Genomic DNA, 16,294 nt, shown 5'->3' with positions numbered 1-16,294 from the left:
ATATATCATAATCTTGATCTTGCTCTAAGCCCCTTTTCGAAGGGGCATTTTCTTTTTCAGGAGGGATTCAGAAATGAAGATCATCAAGACCCAGCATGACCTTGTCGTTCTGCGCCAAGGCGGAGCACTTCTTACGGTGCTCCTCGACCTGATAGACGACTACTTTCTGCTATTAAGGGACGAACTGGAGGAGGAGGATAGCGAGTTTCGGTTGGACGGGCATGGCTACATTGTAGTTCTCGAAGTGGGGGACAACGTCCGCGATCTCGACAACGTCGGGCTGAACCGCGAAAACGGCGGACTGCTGGGAAGTTACCCCGAGTACGTCGAACTGCTCAACGTAGGCGAGGGACTCCAAGCGTACAAATTCGTGGTGCTGTACGACAACGACTACATGATGACGTTTTTCACTCTGGCGCAGAACGCGAGGCCTTGGAAAGAGCGTTCGATGACGAAAGCATCCAGTTTGACCTCAATTACCTCCCCACCAAGGTTTTCCATGGTCTTGGCGTCAACGAGTGGCTAGACGGCAAGTCGGAGCGTTTTGACTTTGACGACTACTCCTACGAGCGAACCTTCATCGGCGATTACGAGGTTGTCAGCTTGGCTTGACAGCTTGCTGCCGCCCTCCCGCACTTTTCGCCTTCAACCCAATGCAGTCAAAGAAAGGGCCGATGCTGGCAAGCTAACTGTAAGTGAACTCAAGTGCACTTGTCGGGACTGCCGGCAAAGTACAGGTCAGGGCGACTACAGAACGGCAAACCGCCCATGCAACACAACAAAGGGCGACAGGGCGGCACTTTTTTAGTACCGCTCCTCCCCAAACACTTCACGAAAAAGAGGAGTGACCACCGATGCAACTGACCGTTGCCGACAACTACCAAACCACGATCGAGATTCTTGCCACACTCGTCAAAGACTATCTTGCCAAACCGGAAAGACGCTTTGCTCTCGCCAAAGTCGACGAGCGAATGTTCCTACTCATCACCGCCATTCTAGAACAGGAAGATGACGAGCAAGCCGAATTTGAACTGACCGCTGAACTGCTCGGGACCCCGGAATTCAGACGAATAGCATAGAACAAGGGGACTTGAAAATGACTTCGACAAAACAAAAGACGCAGCCCCTCAACGTGCTCAAAAATATCTCTGCTCCGCCAGAACTGCAAGTCGTCTCGTACAGCCGCGTGTCAACCGAGGAGCAGGCGGAACTGGGCTTTTACATCGAGGCCCAAATGGAGGAAATTAGAAAGCAAGGTCGAACACAAGGTCGTGTTCAAAGAGTACGTCGACGCCGGAATCTCCGGCAAGTCGATCGAGAAGCGTCACCACTCCAGAAGGAACTGGCCGCAATCGAAAAAGAACTGGCATCAGTCGAGAGCCAGCGCAAGAGATTCTTCAAGCTGTTCGAGACAAGCGGCGTGGACGACGACCTATTCGTCGAGCGGCTGAGCGAGTTGAAAGTCCAGCACGAGCAACTCACGCGACGAAAAAGCGAAGCAGAGCGGCACCTAGCGGACAGCACGTCCGCCCCCGTCCCGCTCCAACAAGTCCGGCAGGCACTTGCACAGTTCCAAAGCCTTCTCGAAGGAGCGCCTCCAGAGACGCAGAAGACGCTCCTCCAGACCGTGGTCAAGCAAGTTCACATGAAGGACAGGCGCAAGGTCGCTGGCATCGAACTTGAGTTTGACCCAACCGTCCAAAAGCATATTTTTGAGCTTGTCCCTTCCGCTAAACAGGCGGAGGGGGCTTTTGCTTTCCGTAAGCAAAAGTCCCCCTCCAGATACCGCATCGTTCTGTAGCTCAAAAAGCTCGCAGAAGCCCGTTTGCGCCGACTACGCCGCCCAGCGTGGCCCATCCCAAACCCATGCCCGGCAAAGCGTCTTTCCAAGCCCACTGCGTGATTTTCCGAAAAAACTTGCCGTTACTTGTGATACGGTTCAGCTTAACGTATCTATCGGCGAAAATAAGCAGCGAGGGCCATCCTTAGTGGAATGGCCCTTAACATTGATTATATTTTGTTCAACTATCGTTCTCCGAGGGAGTTCAATGACATTGCAGACTTCAACGTTCAAACAACAACGGCAGAAACTTCTGTAGACTCTTTCTGGGACAATGTTTTGACCTCAGACAAATATCACGCCACTGGCGCTTATTATACAGGGTTTTGCATGCTGACGATGGGATGGTCTGATTGCCATACTTTCCTGCCACTGGACTTTGCATTGCTTAGCTCTTACAAGTCTGCGATTAACGGTATGAGCGAGAACATTGACAAACCCTCACACGGTTACAAGCGCCGACAAGAAGCTCTCCAGTCGGCTCCACAGGTGATAGCATCTATGCTCGATCGTGCTGCTTGTTTGCCGATTTGATGCTGCGAAAGTTGAGCTAATAACATAATTAAATACCAAATATCTTTATAAAGGGGTAGCGTCAGGAAAATGCGGATTTACAACGTTAAGGAAATCCCATAATAAAAAACCTAATTTCTCAAATATAAATTTTGAGAAATTAGGTATTTTTCATTGCTCCGTTAAAGCGCCCTTTAATGGAATAACTAAAATATGGCCTTACCTAAGAATGATACGCTATTTATTAGCATAAATGATACTTCCACCTGTGGGGGTTAGACACCTTTAGCTTGAACCACTCGTTTTAGTGACTGAATTTGGCCTAAGTGCATCGCTTCATGGTACGCCATCATGGCCGCAAATTCTCCAAAAGTCTCCAATCCCGGACGTGGTCTTGACAATTTTTCATTAAAGGCTTCCTCAGGGATATTTTGAATGCGAACATACTGCTCTTTTAATTCAGCAATAAGGATTTTCAATGATGGAACTCCTTCTTTCGATTGCCGGGGTCTTGTTCCAGAGTCAAAAAAATTAGCATACTCCGCCGGTAACGTTCCTTTTCCTGGGAACAAATGTAGTTCTCCTGCATATAAGATATGTCCTACTTGCCAACGAATATTGTTATTGAAACCAAATGGAATTACGTCAGCCATTTCCGGTGAAACACCCTCTAACGCCTGCATGACTCCTTGTCTCGTTAAAGTAAACTGCTGTTTAATAAGATTGACCATTATTATACCTCCTATGTTTTTTTCAAACCTAGTAAACTTCCCGCTCTCTAATTGTTTTGCTTTCTGTATATATTTATGCTTTTACTCGCCTTTTCATAGCGTGACTTGTAAAATTAGCACAGTCCTAATTCTTTGGCCAATAATTTGTGTCCTTTCTTTCGACTTTCTTGATCAGGATAAAAATCAACAATAATTATTTCATCAACTAAACTATCTTTCGCTAGCCGATGTAATGTCTCAGCAACATTTTCTACACTACCAATCACGAAACGAGATTTGTTACGTTCCCTCGCACTTTCTTCCGCTAGAGTGTATATATGATTTTTCGCTTCCAATGGTGTTGAAAACGACAAATCGATTGTTCCCGTACTGATTTGTGCCCACATTAACTCTGCTGGACCGGCTATGAATTCAGCCTCTTCTTCTGTTTCGGCCACGATAACCATTAATGCTATTATACTTTTTGGTTCACTCAGATAAGATGAGGATTTAAATTCGTTTTTATAGGCTCGTAAAATAGGAATAGCTAATTGTGGTGCGAGTTGAGCAGCGAACACAAAACCTAATCCTTTATCAAGTGCAAATTGTAAACCACCTTCGCTAGAGCCTAACATATACACATCTGGTATCATTGACTTGTCACCCGGTGGGGTTATCTGGCTAAATGGATGATCCTTTTTAAAATCACGCTTAAAAAATGAAAGAAGATCCTCCAGTTGATTGGGGAAGTCATTTGCCCACATTAACTCTCTAGACCGTAGCAAAGCTAACATAGTTTGTCCGTCAGTTCCGGATGCCCTCCCTATACCAAGATCAATACGCCCTGGGTGAAGCCCTTCAAGTAAAGTGAAATTTTCCATTACTTTCAATGCACTATGATTAGGCAGCATTACTCCTCCAGAACCCACCCTAATCCTCTTTGTATGAGCAGCCGCATGCATAGTCAACATTTCGGGCGAAGTACTTATCGAGGTTTTTGTATTGTGATGTTCCGTAAACCAATATCTTGTGTAACCTAATTCCTCAGCTAGTTGCGCCATCTCAATTACATTCTTGAGACTTTCTGAAGCATTACTATTACCGTATATATGAACAAAATCTAAAATTGAAAGTTTTAAATCGTTATTCTCGATGTTCACTGAACTCCCCCCCTTCTGGTAACGATCTAATTGATCGGATCGATTTTCGACTGCGTCACCATGACAAATCAGCATTCGGTCGAATTTCTCCGGCTATCCGTTCACGCGCCCTTCCATGACAATTACATCTCGATGACGATCTTCCCGACCATCGCACCGCTTGCGAGCCGGCTATATGCATCTTGGTAATCGGCAAACGGGAAAACTCGATCAATCACAGGGTTCATCTTATGTGCTGCCATGGCGGCAAGGAGTGCTTCAAAGTCCATCCGTGTGCCCATTGTCGTGGTGTTCAGGCTGAGCGCCCGACTCATGATGTCAATGGGTGAAATTCCACCGCCCGAGCCGCCGGCGAAGCCGACTAGCGCTACGTTGCCACCGATTCGGGTTGACGCTGCCGACTTCACAATTGTTTTTTCGCCTGCGATGTCCACAACCTTGTCAACGCCAATGCCGCCAGTCAGCGCATGGATGTCCTTCTCCCAATCGGGCTGATTGGTATAGTTGACAACCGCCTCGGCACCGAGCTCCTTCAGTTTCTCGGCCTTCTCATCCGAAGAAGTGATCGCCAGAACACTGGCTCCGACCATCTTCGCGATCTGCAAGGCGAACAGCGCCACACCGCCCGTGCCCTGTACCAGCACCGTCTGACCGGGAGAGAGAGGTGTCTTCTGATTGAGCGCAGCCCATGCAGTCACAGCAGCGCAGGGTAAAGCGGCAGCAGCGGTGAACGACAGATAGTCTGGCAGATGGACAATTGCGACCTCGTGCAAGACTATATATTCAGCGAGCCATCCATCGGTGGTAAAGCCTACGCTACTCGAGAAGTATTCTGGCAGGATCGGGCCACCGATCCAATATTCCCAGCAGTTTGCCGACACACGATCACCGACCTTGACCCGTGTGACGGAATCACCGACAGCTACGACCTCACCAGCACCATCTGAAAGCGGGATAACCTGCTTTACCTCTCCAGGATAGTTATCCTGTAATATTGCCTGATCACGATAGTTAAGCGAGGCGGCAAGAACGCGCACGAGAACATCACGTCGTCCAATACTGGGCTTAGCCTCCTCATTTAAGACAAGATTCAACTTATTATTTTCAACTTTCAATCTAACTGCTTTCATTTCATTCACGCTTCCTTTCTTCCTTAGCACAGATGTGGAGACAAACAAGATACGGTCGAAATGGTTGTGTTCGGTTGGGCTAATTTTGTTTGTATTTAGTGCATGCTTTGTACTTCTCCGATTTTGTTATTGGAGCGACGTACGAAAAAGCCAATAATAAAGCCAATAACAGCAATAATCATCATGACCCAAAACACATTTTGAGCTCCCGCAGTTATCGCATTTGCGATTTCATTCGGCATTGTTGGTGTAGATGAAGTAGCTAAAAACTTATTCTTTCCACTTGTTAAGATGCTAATCGCTACAGCAGTTCCCGTAGCCCCGACGACTTGCATTAACGTGTTCAGGGCAGCTGAACCGTGTGCATATAATTCAGATGGAAGGGAATTTAATGCGTTTGTTTGTGAAGCAGGCCAAATGAGTGCAATTCCACCCCCTAGAACCATATGCAATGCGATAATTAACCCAACAGCTGAAGCTGGCGTTAATGTTGTAAAGAACCATAAAACCAACATCACGATGACTGAACCAGGGATTATAACCCACTTCGGTCCATACTTATCGTATAAGCGCCCTGCGAGCATTTGGAAAATACCATTTAGCGCACTACCCGGCAATAGTATCAACCCTGTAGCAAACACTGAGAGCCCTGCCCCTGTTTGCAAGTACATTGGCAACACAATCATAGTCGACATAAAAACGACCATACAAATCATTACAAGGAAAACCCCGATAACGAACATTGGGTATTTGAACACACGTAAATTTAGTAACGGCTGACTCTTTCTTTGGCGCAATACAAATAAAACAAGTGCAACTACACCAACAATAATCAACGTTAGAGCGACGGAGCTTACTCCCCCATGGCCTCCTTCACCAGCTTGACCAAATCCAAATACGATACTTCCGAAACCAATCGTAGATAAAACCGCAGAAAGTACATCAATACGTTGCTTACTTACTTCTGTTACATTTTCCAAATACTTATAGCCGAACAACATTCCAATCACCATCAATGGAATAAGGAACCAAAAAATATAGTGCCAAGACAAATACTGAATGATCATCCCACTAACTGCTGGACCCAATGCTGGTGCAAACGATAAGACTAACCCAATGTAGCCCATAGCTGCGCCTCGCTTTTCTGGGGGGAAAATCACAAGTATTGTGTTAAACATAAGCGGTAATAATAACCCCATACCTATTGCCTGTAGAACACGTGCAAACATGAGCATTTCAAAATTGATTGATACAGCCGCTAATAATGTACCTGCTGTTAAACCAATTGTTGACACCGAAAAAAGTTGTCTAGTCGTAAACATTTGTAATAATTGACCAGTGAAGGGCATTAGTATACCGAGCGTTAGTAAGTAACCCGTTGTCAACCATTGCGCCGTAGCGGCTTTAATTTCGAAAACTTCCATTAAATTTGTAATTGCTATATTCAGAGAAGTCTCGCTAAACATCCCAACAAATCCGCAGATAAGCAGCGATGCCAAGATGGCACGCGTATTATATTTCTTTTCCATTTCTGAATCACCTCGTGGTTGTTTATCATTGAGCTAAATTCCCCGTTAGTCATCCATGCAGCGCAAAAACACTAACGGGGCTGGGAGAAGAAGGTCTATAAACATTAGTCCTTATATAGGGATAGGTATTTTTTTTTTATTTTTTTTTTGCGGGGCAGCCTGTGTGCAATTTATCGAAATTGACTCTTCTTAATTTATATTTACATATCGCGAAATAACAATATGTTAATTTAAAAATTGAGTGAATAATACTGAATGATTGTAAATTCAGTATTATTCACCTTTTTGGAGATACCGACCAATTTGATTAATTGCATCTTCATTTCTCTTATAATATGTCCATTTGCCGATACGCTTAGCACTAATTAAACCAGCTCGATGTAGTATTGAGAGATATTGTGAAGTTGTTGATTGATTCATATTCAATTTTAAAGTTATTTGACCAACACATACCCCTACTTCAACAAGATCAATCCCTTCTTGGGGAGAAAAGTGAGCTTCTGGATTTTTCAACCATTCTAGTATTTGAATACGCGACTCATTAGCCAGTGCCTTAAATATATCTAATTGAGTGTCCATAGACACTATTATATATTGATTATTCTCGATATGTCAACATGATTAAGTCATGACTTTTCATGACACTTTCAATTGTGGCTACTTAAGGATTAATATTTCTAGAGAGAGTTAACTCCAGTATGATTTCATAAAATGCAGGCAAGCTTATAAAAATTTTAGCCGTCACTTATGGTACGGCTCCCCCCGGTTAATCTTCACCGCCCGGTACACCTGCTCCAGCAGCACCAACCGCATCAGCTGGTGCGGCAACGTCATGCGCCCGAAGCTGAGCTTCTGCTGGGCGCGCTTCAACACGGCGGGCGCGAGGCCGTTGCTCCCGCCAATGACAAAAGCCACGTGGCTCCGCCCATACGTGGCTAAATGATCGAGCTGGCCGGCGAGGTCCTCGCTCGACCAGAGCTCCCCGTCCAGGGCGAGCGCGACGACATGCGCGTCCGCCTTAATAACCGCGAGCAGCCGCTCACCCTCGCGCTCGCGAACAATGGCCTCCTCCGCGGCGCTCATCGTCTCGGGCGCCCGCTCGTCCGCGACCTCCGTGAGCGTAAGCTTCACGTACGGGCCCAGACGCTTCGCGTATTCGGCGATACCGAGAACGAGGTATTTCTCCTTCAATTTCCCAACGGCCGCAATTTGAATGTGCATCCCCTACACCACCAGATATTCCGCGATATGATCGCATTGACCCAATTCGCAGGTCGCCGGCGCTTCCCATTCGGTGAACTTCGTCTTCATGAGATCCACAATGTCCGGCGCATCCTCGTACTCGTCCACGAATTTATCGATCGCCAGCTCCACATGCTCTTTGCACACACAATACATAAATCCCGTTTCCTCCAACTCTGATCGAACTCGAATACCTCTATTGTACGAAAAAAAAAATCAGCTCGTCAAACGCAGTCCCGCTTCCGGGCGCTGCACGAGCTGATCCGTCTTCGCGATATTATATCGCTTAGTCTTCCGTCTTCTCTTCAAGCTTAAACGTCGTCGTATGCCGCTCGCCTTCACGGTAAAAGGTCACTTCGATGTCGTCGCCGATATGCTTCTTACCATACAAGTATTTGCGCAGATCCATCGTGCTCGTAATCGGCTGCTTATCCAGCTTCACGATTACGTCGTTGAAGGCCAAGCCGGCTTCCGCCGCCGGTCCGACCGCCTGCAGCACGATGACGCCATCCTTCACGTCGTCCGGCAGCTTCAAGTCGCTGGGCGGCACGACGATCGTATCGTCATCCCCGCCCGGCTGCTGCCCGGCGCCGCCGGTATCCCCGGACGACGAATCCCCGCTGCCGCCCGCGTCGCCGCCGTCGCCCTGCTGGTCGCCGTTCGGATCAAGCGGGCTGCTGCCTGGACTATCGTCCTCGGCCGCCGCGGCTTGAACCAAATACTGGTCCAAATCCATCGTGTACACGCCGAGGTAAGGACGCTTCACTTTGCCGTCGGCCAGCAGACTCTTCACGATCGGCAGCGCCTCGTGGGACGGAATCGCGAAGCCGACGCCCTCCACGCCGTAATCGGCGATCTTCATGCTGTTGATGCCCACGACATTGCCGTCGAGATCGATCAACGGGCCGCCGCTGTTGCCTTGGTTGATCGACGCGTCGATCTGGATCACTTCCTGCTCCCAATCATAGTTGCCGTCTTGGCTGAGCGAGACCGGTATAATCCGCTTCGTCTTGCTGACGATGCCCATGGTCAACGAATCGCTTAAGCCCAGCGGATTGCCGATCGCCATGACCCATTGGCCCGCGCGCAAGTCATCCGATTCCCCGAAATGCGCCACCGTATCGATCCCCCGGTCATCGATTTCCAGTACCGCCAGATCCGTAATCTCATCTTTGCCGATGACCTTCGCATCCCGCGTGTCGCCATTGCTGAGCACGGCCTTCACGGCCACGGCATCGGCGATAACGTGATTGTTCGTCAAGATATGCGCCTTGCCGTTCACCTTCTCGAAAATAAACCCCGATCCCAGCGCCGCCTGCTCCAATCCGGACCCGCCGTCCGCGCCCTGCGAATCGGCCGTGCCGGACTTGCCTCCGCCGGCAGCTCCGGGTTTGGCTTGCTCGTTAATAATGCTCACGACCGCCGGCCGCACCTTTGCCGCCGCGGAGATCGTTTTCTCCAGCGGATCGTTGTCGCTCATGCCCACCTTGGTTACGCCGGCCACCGCGGTGACCGGGCTTTCATGATGATCGAATCCCGTAAAGAGCCCGAATGCGATCACCACGGCCGCCGCGCTGATGACGGAAGAAGCCACCGCCACCCGCAGCGGCGTCCAGCGAACGCCACGGCGCTTGAAAGGCGCTTCTCTCCTCGCTTGAAAGGTTACCCGCACCCGACGCGATACGCGCGTCGAGTAGAAATCATCATCGAATAAGCTCATCTATAATCGCTCCTCTCGACGCCCGGGGACATCAAGATCATTTTTTTCAAATCTAGGAATGATATCGGTAGATTAGACTACAATGTAATAGAGAGGCTCGCAGGCTCATCAGCCCCGATACTTCCCGGCCTCTGTTTGGAACGTCTCTCCCATCCGGTCCGGCCAGGCTTACTGCCAATAATCCCGTTTCCCCAAGGAGGATAACCCCATGCCGCACAAAGCTTCCGCAGCACTGGAGCAACTGAATCTCGCAGCCAAGCTCGCCGATCTCAAGGAAGACCACTACCGCACCCTGCTGACCATCAGCGCGGTGACCGAACTGTTGATCGACAAAGGCATCATCGCTCCGGAGGAGCTGGAACGCAAAGTCCGTTCGCTCGATTCCGAGCTGGACGAGCTTATTTCCGCCTCACTTCATCCCATGCCGTAGGACGGTCATGGTACGTTTCGCGCAGCGGATGCTCATCCCGCTTGAAGAAGAAGCCATTGCTCTCGAGCACCTCGTTCACCGTCATCCGCGCGAGATCGGTCAAATTATGATCCAAGCTCAGATGGGCCAGATAGACCCGCTTCGTACGGTCCGTCATCAGCTGGCAGAGTGCCTCGCCCGCTGCTTCGTTGGACAAATGGCCGACATCGCTCAAGATGCGCCGCTTGATATTCCACGGATAGCGTCCCATGCGCAGCATGTTCACGTCATGATTCGACTCCAGCACGAGCACGTCGGAATCCTCGATCATCATTCGCACTTTATCGCTCACGTAACCTAGGTCGGTGGCGAGGCTGAGCTTCAGCCCATCTTCCTCGAACACGTAGCCGACCGGCTCCGCCGCGTCATGCGATATCGCATACGAGGTCGCCCGCAGCGCGCCGAAATTCATCGGCTCGCCTGTCTCGAAGACGACGCGCTGCTCGCTCCCAAGCTGCCCGACATGCCGTTCCAGCGCACCCCAGGTGGCCTCGTTCGCATAGATGGGCAAATTGAATTTTCGGGCAAGCGCGCCCAGCCCCTTAATATGATCGGAATGCTCGTGCGTCACGACGATCGCATTGATATCATGGCCGGACACGCCCTGCTCCCGCATCAGCTCGTCGAGCCGCTTGGCGCTCAAGCCCGCGTCTACCAGCACCGTGGCATCCTGGCCTTTCACAATCGTCGCATTCCCCGTCGAACCGCTTCCCAGTACCGTAAATCGAAGTCCCATGTTCCCCAAACCTGTCCTTTCCCCGCTGCCCGCCGGCCCATATCCCGCGAACAGCCTCCGTAATGCCGCTTATTCCGTAACGACTTCTCCGCTGATGGCATTCATGTAATACTGTCCGCCATCCTCCAGCAGCACGCGCCATGTAGGCGCCGATACCTGGGTATCCGAGTTGAAAATCTGCCCGTGATAGCCCAGTTTGATTTCTTTGATAACCGCGCCGTTATGCAGCAGGTTCTTGTTCTCGATCAAGCTTGCGACCACCTTCGTCGCCGGCAGTACGGACTGCGGCGTCGATTTCTCCGATGGCAGCAGCTCGATGAGATCCTGCTTGTACGCGGTGATTTTCAAGTTGCTGTAGAACAGCTCCAGCTTCACGTCGAACATCGGACGCCCATCGGCCATCCGGTAGAACACGAATTCATTGTCCAGATATTCGCCGAACGTATACTTATCCAAGTCCGGGATGATGCCGCCCAAGCTTTCCTGAAGCTCTTTCGGCGTGAAAGCCACTTTACTGTCCACGGGCTTCTCCAGCACATGCTGTTCGCCATTGCCCAGCTTCGCCTTCACCCGGAAAGTCAGATCCTTGAGATCCGGCGTCTCCGATGGAATGCTCGTCCCGAGCTTGATTTGGTTATTCTTCATCAGCGCCTGCGTCTCCGGCCGCAAATCGTTCACGTCCGCGCTCGTGTCCAGCCTCTCCCGGATATTGGACCAGAGCTGGTACCCAAGCACGAGATTCAGCAGCAAGAACGCGATGATTAGCACACTCTTCGCCCTGCCCCAGTCCATTCCGACAACGCCTCCAACTGAACATCAGTACCGATAAGCAACCGGCCGCCCGCAAAAGCCAACCGTACATTCATGCAGCCCGCTCATAAACCGCAACACTCGCGGGCCGCCCATCTAACCCGTCCGCCTACTCGGACGCGGTCTTGCCATATCCATACGGACTGACCGTGCCCGCACTTCCGGACCCCGACCCGTTACTGCCGGTCGCCTCATGATGATTCGCCGGCGGCAGCGGTGCGCCGCCCGGCTCGCCCGGCAGCGGCTTATAGCCGCCCGGGATCGCGTCCAGCAGCTTCTCCTGCGTAGCGTCACTGAGCTGAACCGCCCAGATCGGGTCGAGCGACAGCGACTTGTCATCCGTCGGCGTAACGAGCAGCGCCGGATAGATCGCCACGATTTCCGCCCTGCGCTTATAATTCGCTAACGCATCCGCGAGCATCTCGCCGCCCGGCAGCCAGCGAACGCTGCGCCGATCCGCCTTCTTCTTGAGCGTTAGCATGGAACGCTCATATTCCGAGACGACGCCGTCCTGCATGCGCAGCTTCATGTTGCCGAACAAGAAAGGGCTCATCGGAACGAGCGGGAACGATCCGTAATACTGCTGGAATTTAAGCACCTGCGCATCGCCGAACAAATCGGCGTACACGAACCGGTGCAGCCCGTCCCACCCGCCATGCTGATTGACGAACTGAATCGCCGCATAGACGTTCTGACTCTCATTGTCGCCATGGCTCTGGACGGCAACGGAATCCGTGAAGCTGAGCCATTTGCCATTCTGTTCGATCTGCAGGCCGCGTTTGCCGTCGGTATAGATCTGCGAACCGTTGCGGTCGCTGATCGCCCGCGTCACGCCCGGGTCGTAGAACAGATAGCTTTGCATCTCGCTTGGCGTGTAGCTGTCATAGCCAACGGTAGAGGCAACGGATTCCACCGGTCCTTCGGGCAGATACAGATCATTGCTGATCCGTTTGTAATTGACCTGGTATTCCCCATAGCCAACATACATCTGCACGTCCTGCGCGGTGAGATCCGCTTTGACCGACTCGTATACGGTGGTATTGTCGGCACTGAAGAAGTACGTCCGCACTTCGTCGCGGTCGCTGCTCTTATAGATCCAGATGCGATTCACCACATCGTTCATGAACGGGGCATCGCCTTCCAGCTTGAGTACCTTGCTTAACAGCTCCATGGGAACGCCGCGCCCGAATCGGAGCTCGAGTCCCTGGTCGCTGTCGCGAATGACGTTCCAATCGTCCGCAGCCGCAGTCGTCCGCTGGAAGCCTTTAAACTCCCGGCTTTTGATTTTATCGAAGATCAGATTATAGAAATTCGAATCCGGGTATAACACCGTATGCTTTGACTTGCCCAAATGAAGCACCATGTCCTCAGGGAAAATAACACTTTCGACCTTTGCTTCTTCTCCCAAAGGTATTTTCACATAATCCTGCAGCGGCGATGTCGTGACATCCAAGCCCGGCATGCTGTAAGCGAGCAGATAGCTCTGAACGAGACTCAGAATGACAAGCGCCGTAAGCAGAATCGTCTTCGTCTTATCGATCATGACGTCTCACCTCCGGTTAACAGAGGCAGCACGACCGTAACCGTCGTGCCTTCGTTCAGCTCGGAATCGAGCGCGATGGAGCCGCCGTGGGCTTTTACGATTTCCCGGGCAATGGAAAGCCCGAGACCCGTGCCGCCCATGCTCCGCGAGCGGGCTTTATCCACCCGGTAGAACCGGTCGAAGATGCGCCCCAGATCCCGCTTCGGAATGCCGATGCCGGTATCCTTCACGCTGATCGCGATCGAAGACGGCTCCTGCCTGCCCTGGTCGCCAGATTCGCTGGCCCTGGTCGCGAACTCCGTTCGCCCTGGTCGTGAGCTCCGCTCACTGCTCGGGTATGCATCCGACTGCTCGGGCATGCTTCCTGCTGCTCGGGCATGCATCCTGCGCGCCGTGATCTCGATCCGCCCGCCGTCCAGCGTGTATTTGATCGCATTGGATACGAGATTATCAAGCACCTGGTCGATCTGATCGCGGTCGAGCCAGACCGTCGTAATGTCGTCCTCGACGCGGACAGAAGCGCGAATCGATTTCTTGCGCATCTGGAAGGAGAAGCGGTCCGCCACTTCCTCCAGCATTTCGGGCATATTCGTCTGCTGCCTGCGCAGTGGAGCTTGATTGGAATCCAGCCGCGATAGATGCAGCAAGTCGGTTACGAGCCGAATCATACGTTCCGTCTCGTTGCGGATGACGCCGACGAACCGCTGTCCGAGCTCCCGCTCGTCCATCGCGCCTTCGTCCAGCGCCTCCGCATAGCTCTTGATCGTCGTGAGCGGCGTGCGCAGCTCATGCGATACGTTGGCAACGAACTCCCGCCGCGATTGCTCCAGCCGTTCCTGCTCCGTAATATCCTGCAGCACCGCGATCGTGCCTGAAATGCCATGCTCCCGGCGATGGATCGGCGTCAGCGTCACGCGCATCAGCTCGTCCTCCTCGCCTTCGGGCTGCGTATGATAGAGGACCGCCTGCTGATCGTTGCCTTTCGGCAGCGCCGACAGCGTATCCTCCATGTTGAACAGCTCGCTGAGCTTTACGCCTTCGCAATCGTCCCTGCGCAGCATCTCCAGCGCCCGGCGGTTGGAAACGATCACGTATCCGCGCTCATCCGCCGCGACGACGCCGTCGCTCATGTTGGCCAGGATCGAGGCGAGCTTCTCTTTCTCCTCCTCGTTGGCCGAAAGCGCGTCCCGAAGCCGCATCGTCATGTTATTGAACACTTCGGAGAGCCGGCCGATCTCGTCATCGCCGAGCACCGGCACCTGCTGGTCGAAGCGTCCTTCCGCCACGCCGGCCGCTTGCCTCGTCAGCGCTTTGATCGGATTCGTAATCGTATGCGCGAGCAGAATGCCGAGCACGCCGGTCAGACCGAGCGCGAACAGCATCCCGGACATGAAGATCCGGTTAATCCGGTCCACCGTCCGGTACAAATCCTTCATCGAGGCGACCAAATAGACCGCGCCCACGATTTTATCGCTATAGACGACCGGCTTGGCAATGATTTTCTTGCGCACGCCGTCCTCGTCGATGATATCTTCTTCATTGTCCCGAACGCCCTGCAGCGCGCGGCTGACCGCCAGCGACGTATTCTTCTTCCCGATATAGGATTGATGGGACTGCGAAGAAGTCGCCAGCACCTTGCCGCTCGCGTCCATCACTTGGATCTCCGCTTCGCTGATGCTGAACAGGTTGCTGACCAGCAATCCGAGATATTCCTCCCGGGTCTGGTCGCCGGGATTGCCCGGCTTCTCCGGCTGGCTCGACAGCGTCTGCCCCGCGATCTCCGACAGCAAGTTCGCCTGCTCGTTCAGGTTGTTCGTAAACGTCGACGTCAGCGAGGTTTTCATCGTACTGATGAAATACACGCCGATCAGCTGCATCGCAATTAAGATCAGCAGCACGTAGATAATAATCAGCTTTACTTGAATGGTCCGGAAAAAGCGAATGCCCCCGTTCATCCGAAGCTGAAACCTCCGGATTTCGGATTACGCATGAGATACCCCAAGCCCCGGCGCGTCAAAATATACTCCGGGCGGCTCGGATCGTCCTCGATCTTCTCGCGAAGCCGCCGAATCGTCACGTCCACGGTACGGACATCGCCGAAATATTCGAATCCCCAGACCGCCTGCAGCAAATGCTCGCGCGTCATCACCTTGCCGCAGTTGCGGGCCAGGTAATACACGAGTTCATACTCGCGATGGGTCAAGTCCAGCGGTTCGTTATCCTTGTACACCACGTACATGTCCGTATCGATAAACAAATTGAAAATCGCCAATCCCTGCTTGTCCGCAGCCGATGGCGCATCCGCGCCTGCAACGCTGCCCGCGGCGGCCGGAGCGGCCGCTTCGTTCTTCGTTCGCCGTAAATGCGCTTTCACCCGCGCAAGCAGCTCGCGCGTGCCGAACGGTTTGGTTACATAATCGTCCGCGCCGAGCTCGAGGCCCAGTACTTTGTCCAATTCCGTATCCTTCGCCGTCAGCATGATGATCGGTGTCTGCAGCCGTGTGCGCACTTCGCGGCACACATCCATGCCGTCCTTCACGGGAAGCATCAGATCGAGCAGAATCAAATCGGGTAGTTCCTCGAAAGCCAGCCGCACGGCCTCTCCGCCGTCAAAGGCGCAGATAACCTGATAGCCTTCCTTCTCGAGGTTGAATTTTATAATGTCCGCAATCGGTTGTTCATCATCGACCACTAATATTTTTCCGTGCATCGCTACACCGCCTGTCGCTTAAGCAATCTCCTTATATTCTACCATAGTAGCCCTGCGTGTTCCCAATGAAAGTTCCCTCATATCAGGGGAGATTTAGGCGAATAAGGGCGAATTCGCGCTTATTCCGCCCACGCGGCCCGCTGTATGCAAAAACACCGCCGCAGCCTCATGGGCCGGACGGT

General features: G+C 52.1%; 17 protein-coding genes and 1 pseudogene. 5 read left to right on the top strand and 13 right to left on the bottom strand.

From position 1 onward, the window contains the following. The first annotated feature begins 73 nt into the window (after positions 1–73). The 4 genes and pseudogenes from GZH47_RS16470 to GZH47_RS16455 form a co-directional block, all read left to right on the top strand. Complete coding sequence (locus tag GZH47_RS16470; protein ID WP_162641375.1) at positions 74–526, top strand: hypothetical protein; 453 nt, start codon at positions 74–76, stop codon at positions 524–526. Between the two features lie 328 nt (positions 527–854). Continuing rightward, positions 855–1,079 (top strand): hypothetical protein, encoded by a 225-nt coding sequence (locus GZH47_RS16465; RefSeq protein ID WP_162641372.1) that lies wholly within the window; start codon positions 855–857, stop codon positions 1,077–1,079. Positions 1,080–1,096: 17 nt separating this feature from the next. Further along, positions 1,097–1,801, top strand: coding sequence for a hypothetical protein (locus tag GZH47_RS16460; RefSeq protein ID WP_162641369.1), 705 nt, complete (start codon positions 1,097–1,099; stop codon positions 1,799–1,801). Positions 1,802–2,128: 327 nt separating this feature from the next. Next, a pseudogene (locus GZH47_RS16455) lies at positions 2,129–2,356 on the top strand (IS4 family transposase); the annotation flags it as partial. Between the two features lie 272 nt (positions 2,357–2,628). Here GZH47_RS16455 and GZH47_RS16450 read toward each other — a convergent pair. The 8 genes from GZH47_RS16450 to GZH47_RS16415 form a co-directional block, all read right to left on the bottom strand. Next, positions 2,629–3,084 carry a DinB family protein gene (locus GZH47_RS16450; protein WP_162641365.1) on the bottom strand — a complete coding sequence of 152 codons (456 nt, stop codon included), beginning with the start codon at positions 3,082–3,084 and terminating at the stop codon, positions 2,629–2,631. Between the two features lie 113 nt (positions 3,085–3,197). Further along, positions 3,198–4,223, bottom strand: a complete 1,026-nt coding sequence (locus tag GZH47_RS16445) for an LLM class flavin-dependent oxidoreductase (RefSeq protein WP_162641362.1) — start codon at positions 4,221–4,223, stop codon at positions 3,198–3,200. Positions 4,224–4,345: 122 nt separating this feature from the next. Beyond that, positions 4,346–5,353, bottom strand: coding sequence for a zinc-dependent alcohol dehydrogenase family protein (locus GZH47_RS16440; protein ID WP_162645286.1), 1,008 nt, complete (start codon positions 5,351–5,353; stop codon positions 4,346–4,348). A 95-nt stretch (positions 5,354–5,448) separates the two neighbouring features. Further along, positions 5,449–6,882 (bottom strand): DHA2 family efflux MFS transporter permease subunit, encoded by a 1,434-nt coding sequence (locus GZH47_RS16435; protein ID WP_162641357.1) that lies wholly within the window; start codon positions 6,880–6,882, stop codon positions 5,449–5,451. 273 nt (positions 6,883–7,155) lie between these two features. Continuing rightward, on the bottom strand, positions 7,156–7,461 hold the full coding sequence (locus tag GZH47_RS16430; protein WP_162641353.1) for an ArsR/SmtB family transcription factor: 306 nt from the start codon (positions 7,459–7,461) through the stop codon (positions 7,156–7,158). Between the two features lie 162 nt (positions 7,462–7,623). After that, on the bottom strand, positions 7,624–8,103 hold the full coding sequence (rlmH, locus tag GZH47_RS16425; RefSeq protein ID WP_162641350.1) for a 23S rRNA (pseudouridine(1915)-N(3))-methyltransferase RlmH: 480 nt from the start codon (positions 8,101–8,103) through the stop codon (positions 7,624–7,626). Between the two features lie 3 nt (positions 8,104–8,106). Continuing rightward, complete coding sequence (locus GZH47_RS16420; protein WP_162641347.1) at positions 8,107–8,280, bottom strand: CxxH/CxxC protein; 174 nt, start codon at positions 8,278–8,280, stop codon at positions 8,107–8,109. A gap of 130 nt (positions 8,281–8,410) precedes the next feature. Further along, positions 8,411–9,844, bottom strand: a complete 1,434-nt coding sequence (locus GZH47_RS16415; RefSeq protein ID WP_162641344.1) for a S1C family serine protease — start codon at positions 9,842–9,844, stop codon at positions 8,411–8,413. A 208-nt stretch (positions 9,845–10,052) separates the two neighbouring features. Between GZH47_RS16415 and GZH47_RS16410 the strand changes: the two genes are divergently transcribed. After that, positions 10,053–10,274: a hypothetical protein gene (locus GZH47_RS16410; RefSeq protein ID WP_162641342.1), complete on the top strand. Its 222-nt coding sequence runs from the start codon at positions 10,053–10,055 to the stop codon at positions 10,272–10,274. On the opposite strand, the gene GZH47_RS16405 is transcribed toward GZH47_RS16410, so the two are convergent. The 5 genes from GZH47_RS16405 to yycF form a co-directional block, all read right to left on the bottom strand. Beyond that, a complete protein-coding gene (locus GZH47_RS16405; RefSeq protein ID WP_162641337.1) occupies positions 10,243–11,049 on the bottom strand; it encodes an MBL fold metallo-hydrolase in 807 nt (268 codons plus the stop codon). The two genes, GZH47_RS16410 and GZH47_RS16405, sit on opposite strands and share 32 nt — an antisense overlap. 69 nt (positions 11,050–11,118) lie before the next feature. Beyond that, on the bottom strand, positions 11,119–11,841 hold the full coding sequence (gene yycI / locus GZH47_RS16400; RefSeq protein ID WP_162641333.1) for a two-component system regulatory protein YycI: 723 nt from the start codon (positions 11,839–11,841) through the stop codon (positions 11,119–11,121). A gap of 127 nt (positions 11,842–11,968) precedes the next feature. Beyond that, positions 11,969–13,402: a YycH family regulatory protein gene (locus GZH47_RS16395; protein ID WP_162641329.1), complete on the bottom strand. Its 1,434-nt coding sequence runs from the start codon at positions 13,400–13,402 to the stop codon at positions 11,969–11,971. After that, positions 13,399–15,357: an ATP-binding protein gene (locus tag GZH47_RS16390; protein WP_162641326.1), complete on the bottom strand. Its 1,959-nt coding sequence runs from the start codon at positions 15,355–15,357 to the stop codon at positions 13,399–13,401. The genes GZH47_RS16395 and GZH47_RS16390 overlap by 4 nt, the downstream gene beginning before the upstream one ends. Next, entirely contained in the window at positions 15,354–16,112 is a 759-nt protein-coding gene (gene yycF / locus GZH47_RS16385) for a response regulator YycF (RefSeq protein WP_162641322.1), read from the bottom strand. The genes GZH47_RS16390 and yycF overlap by 4 nt, the downstream gene beginning before the upstream one ends. Between the last annotated feature and the right edge of the window lie 182 nt (positions 16,113–16,294).

The sequence above is a fragment of the Paenibacillus rhizovicinus genome (assembly GCF_010365285.1).
Taxonomy (GTDB): Bacteria; Bacillota; Bacilli; order Paenibacillales; family Paenibacillaceae; genus Paenibacillus_Z; species Paenibacillus_Z rhizovicinus.
This window is presented reverse-complemented; position numbering and strand designations above follow the sequence as displayed.

Bases quoted from the DNA above. Each gene is read 5' to 3' on its own strand.
- GZH47_RS16450 (WP_162641365.1), bottom strand. From the start codon at position 3,084: ATGGTCAATCTTATTAAACAGCAGTTTACTTTAACGAGACAAGGAGTC.
- GZH47_RS16460 (WP_162641369.1), top strand. From the start codon at position 1,097: ATGACTTCGACAAAACAAAAGACGCAGCCCCTCAACGTGCTCAAAAAT.
- GZH47_RS16390 (WP_162641326.1), bottom strand. From the start codon at position 15,357: ATGAACGGGGGCATTCGCTTTTTCCGGACCATTCAAGTAAAGCTGATT.
- yycF (WP_162641322.1), bottom strand. From the start codon at position 16,112: ATGCACGGAAAAATATTAGTGGTCGATGATGAACAACCGATTGCGGAC.
- GZH47_RS16470 (WP_162641375.1), top strand. From the start codon at position 74: ATGAAGATCATCAAGACCCAGCATGACCTTGTCGTTCTGCGCCAAGGC.
- GZH47_RS16405 (WP_162641337.1), bottom strand. From the start codon at position 11,049: ATGGGACTTCGATTTACGGTACTGGGAAGCGGTTCGACGGGGAATGCG.
- yycI (WP_162641333.1), bottom strand. From the start codon at position 11,841: ATGGACTGGGGCAGGGCGAAGAGTGTGCTAATCATCGCGTTCTTGCTG.
- rlmH (WP_162641350.1), bottom strand. From the start codon at position 8,103: ATGCACATTCAAATTGCGGCCGTTGGGAAATTGAAGGAGAAATACCTC.
- GZH47_RS16410 (WP_162641342.1), top strand. From the start codon at position 10,053: ATGCCGCACAAAGCTTCCGCAGCACTGGAGCAACTGAATCTCGCAGCC.
- GZH47_RS16435 (WP_162641357.1), bottom strand. From the start codon at position 6,882: ATGGAAAAGAAATATAATACGCGTGCCATCTTGGCATCGCTGCTTATC.
- GZH47_RS16420 (WP_162641347.1), bottom strand. From the start codon at position 8,280: ATGTATTGTGTGTGCAAAGAGCATGTGGAGCTGGCGATCGATAAATTC.
- GZH47_RS16415 (WP_162641344.1), bottom strand. From the start codon at position 9,844: ATGAGCTTATTCGATGATGATTTCTACTCGACGCGCGTATCGCGTCGG.
- GZH47_RS16430 (WP_162641353.1), bottom strand. From the start codon at position 7,461: ATGGACACTCAATTAGATATATTTAAGGCACTGGCTAATGAGTCGCGT.
- GZH47_RS16395 (WP_162641329.1), bottom strand. From the start codon at position 13,402: ATGATCGATAAGACGAAGACGATTCTGCTTACGGCGCTTGTCATTCTG.
- GZH47_RS16465 (WP_162641372.1), top strand. From the start codon at position 855: ATGCAACTGACCGTTGCCGACAACTACCAAACCACGATCGAGATTCTT.
- GZH47_RS16440 (WP_162645286.1), bottom strand. From the start codon at position 5,353: ATGAAAGCAGTTAGATTGAAAGTTGAAAATAATAAGTTGAATCTTGTC.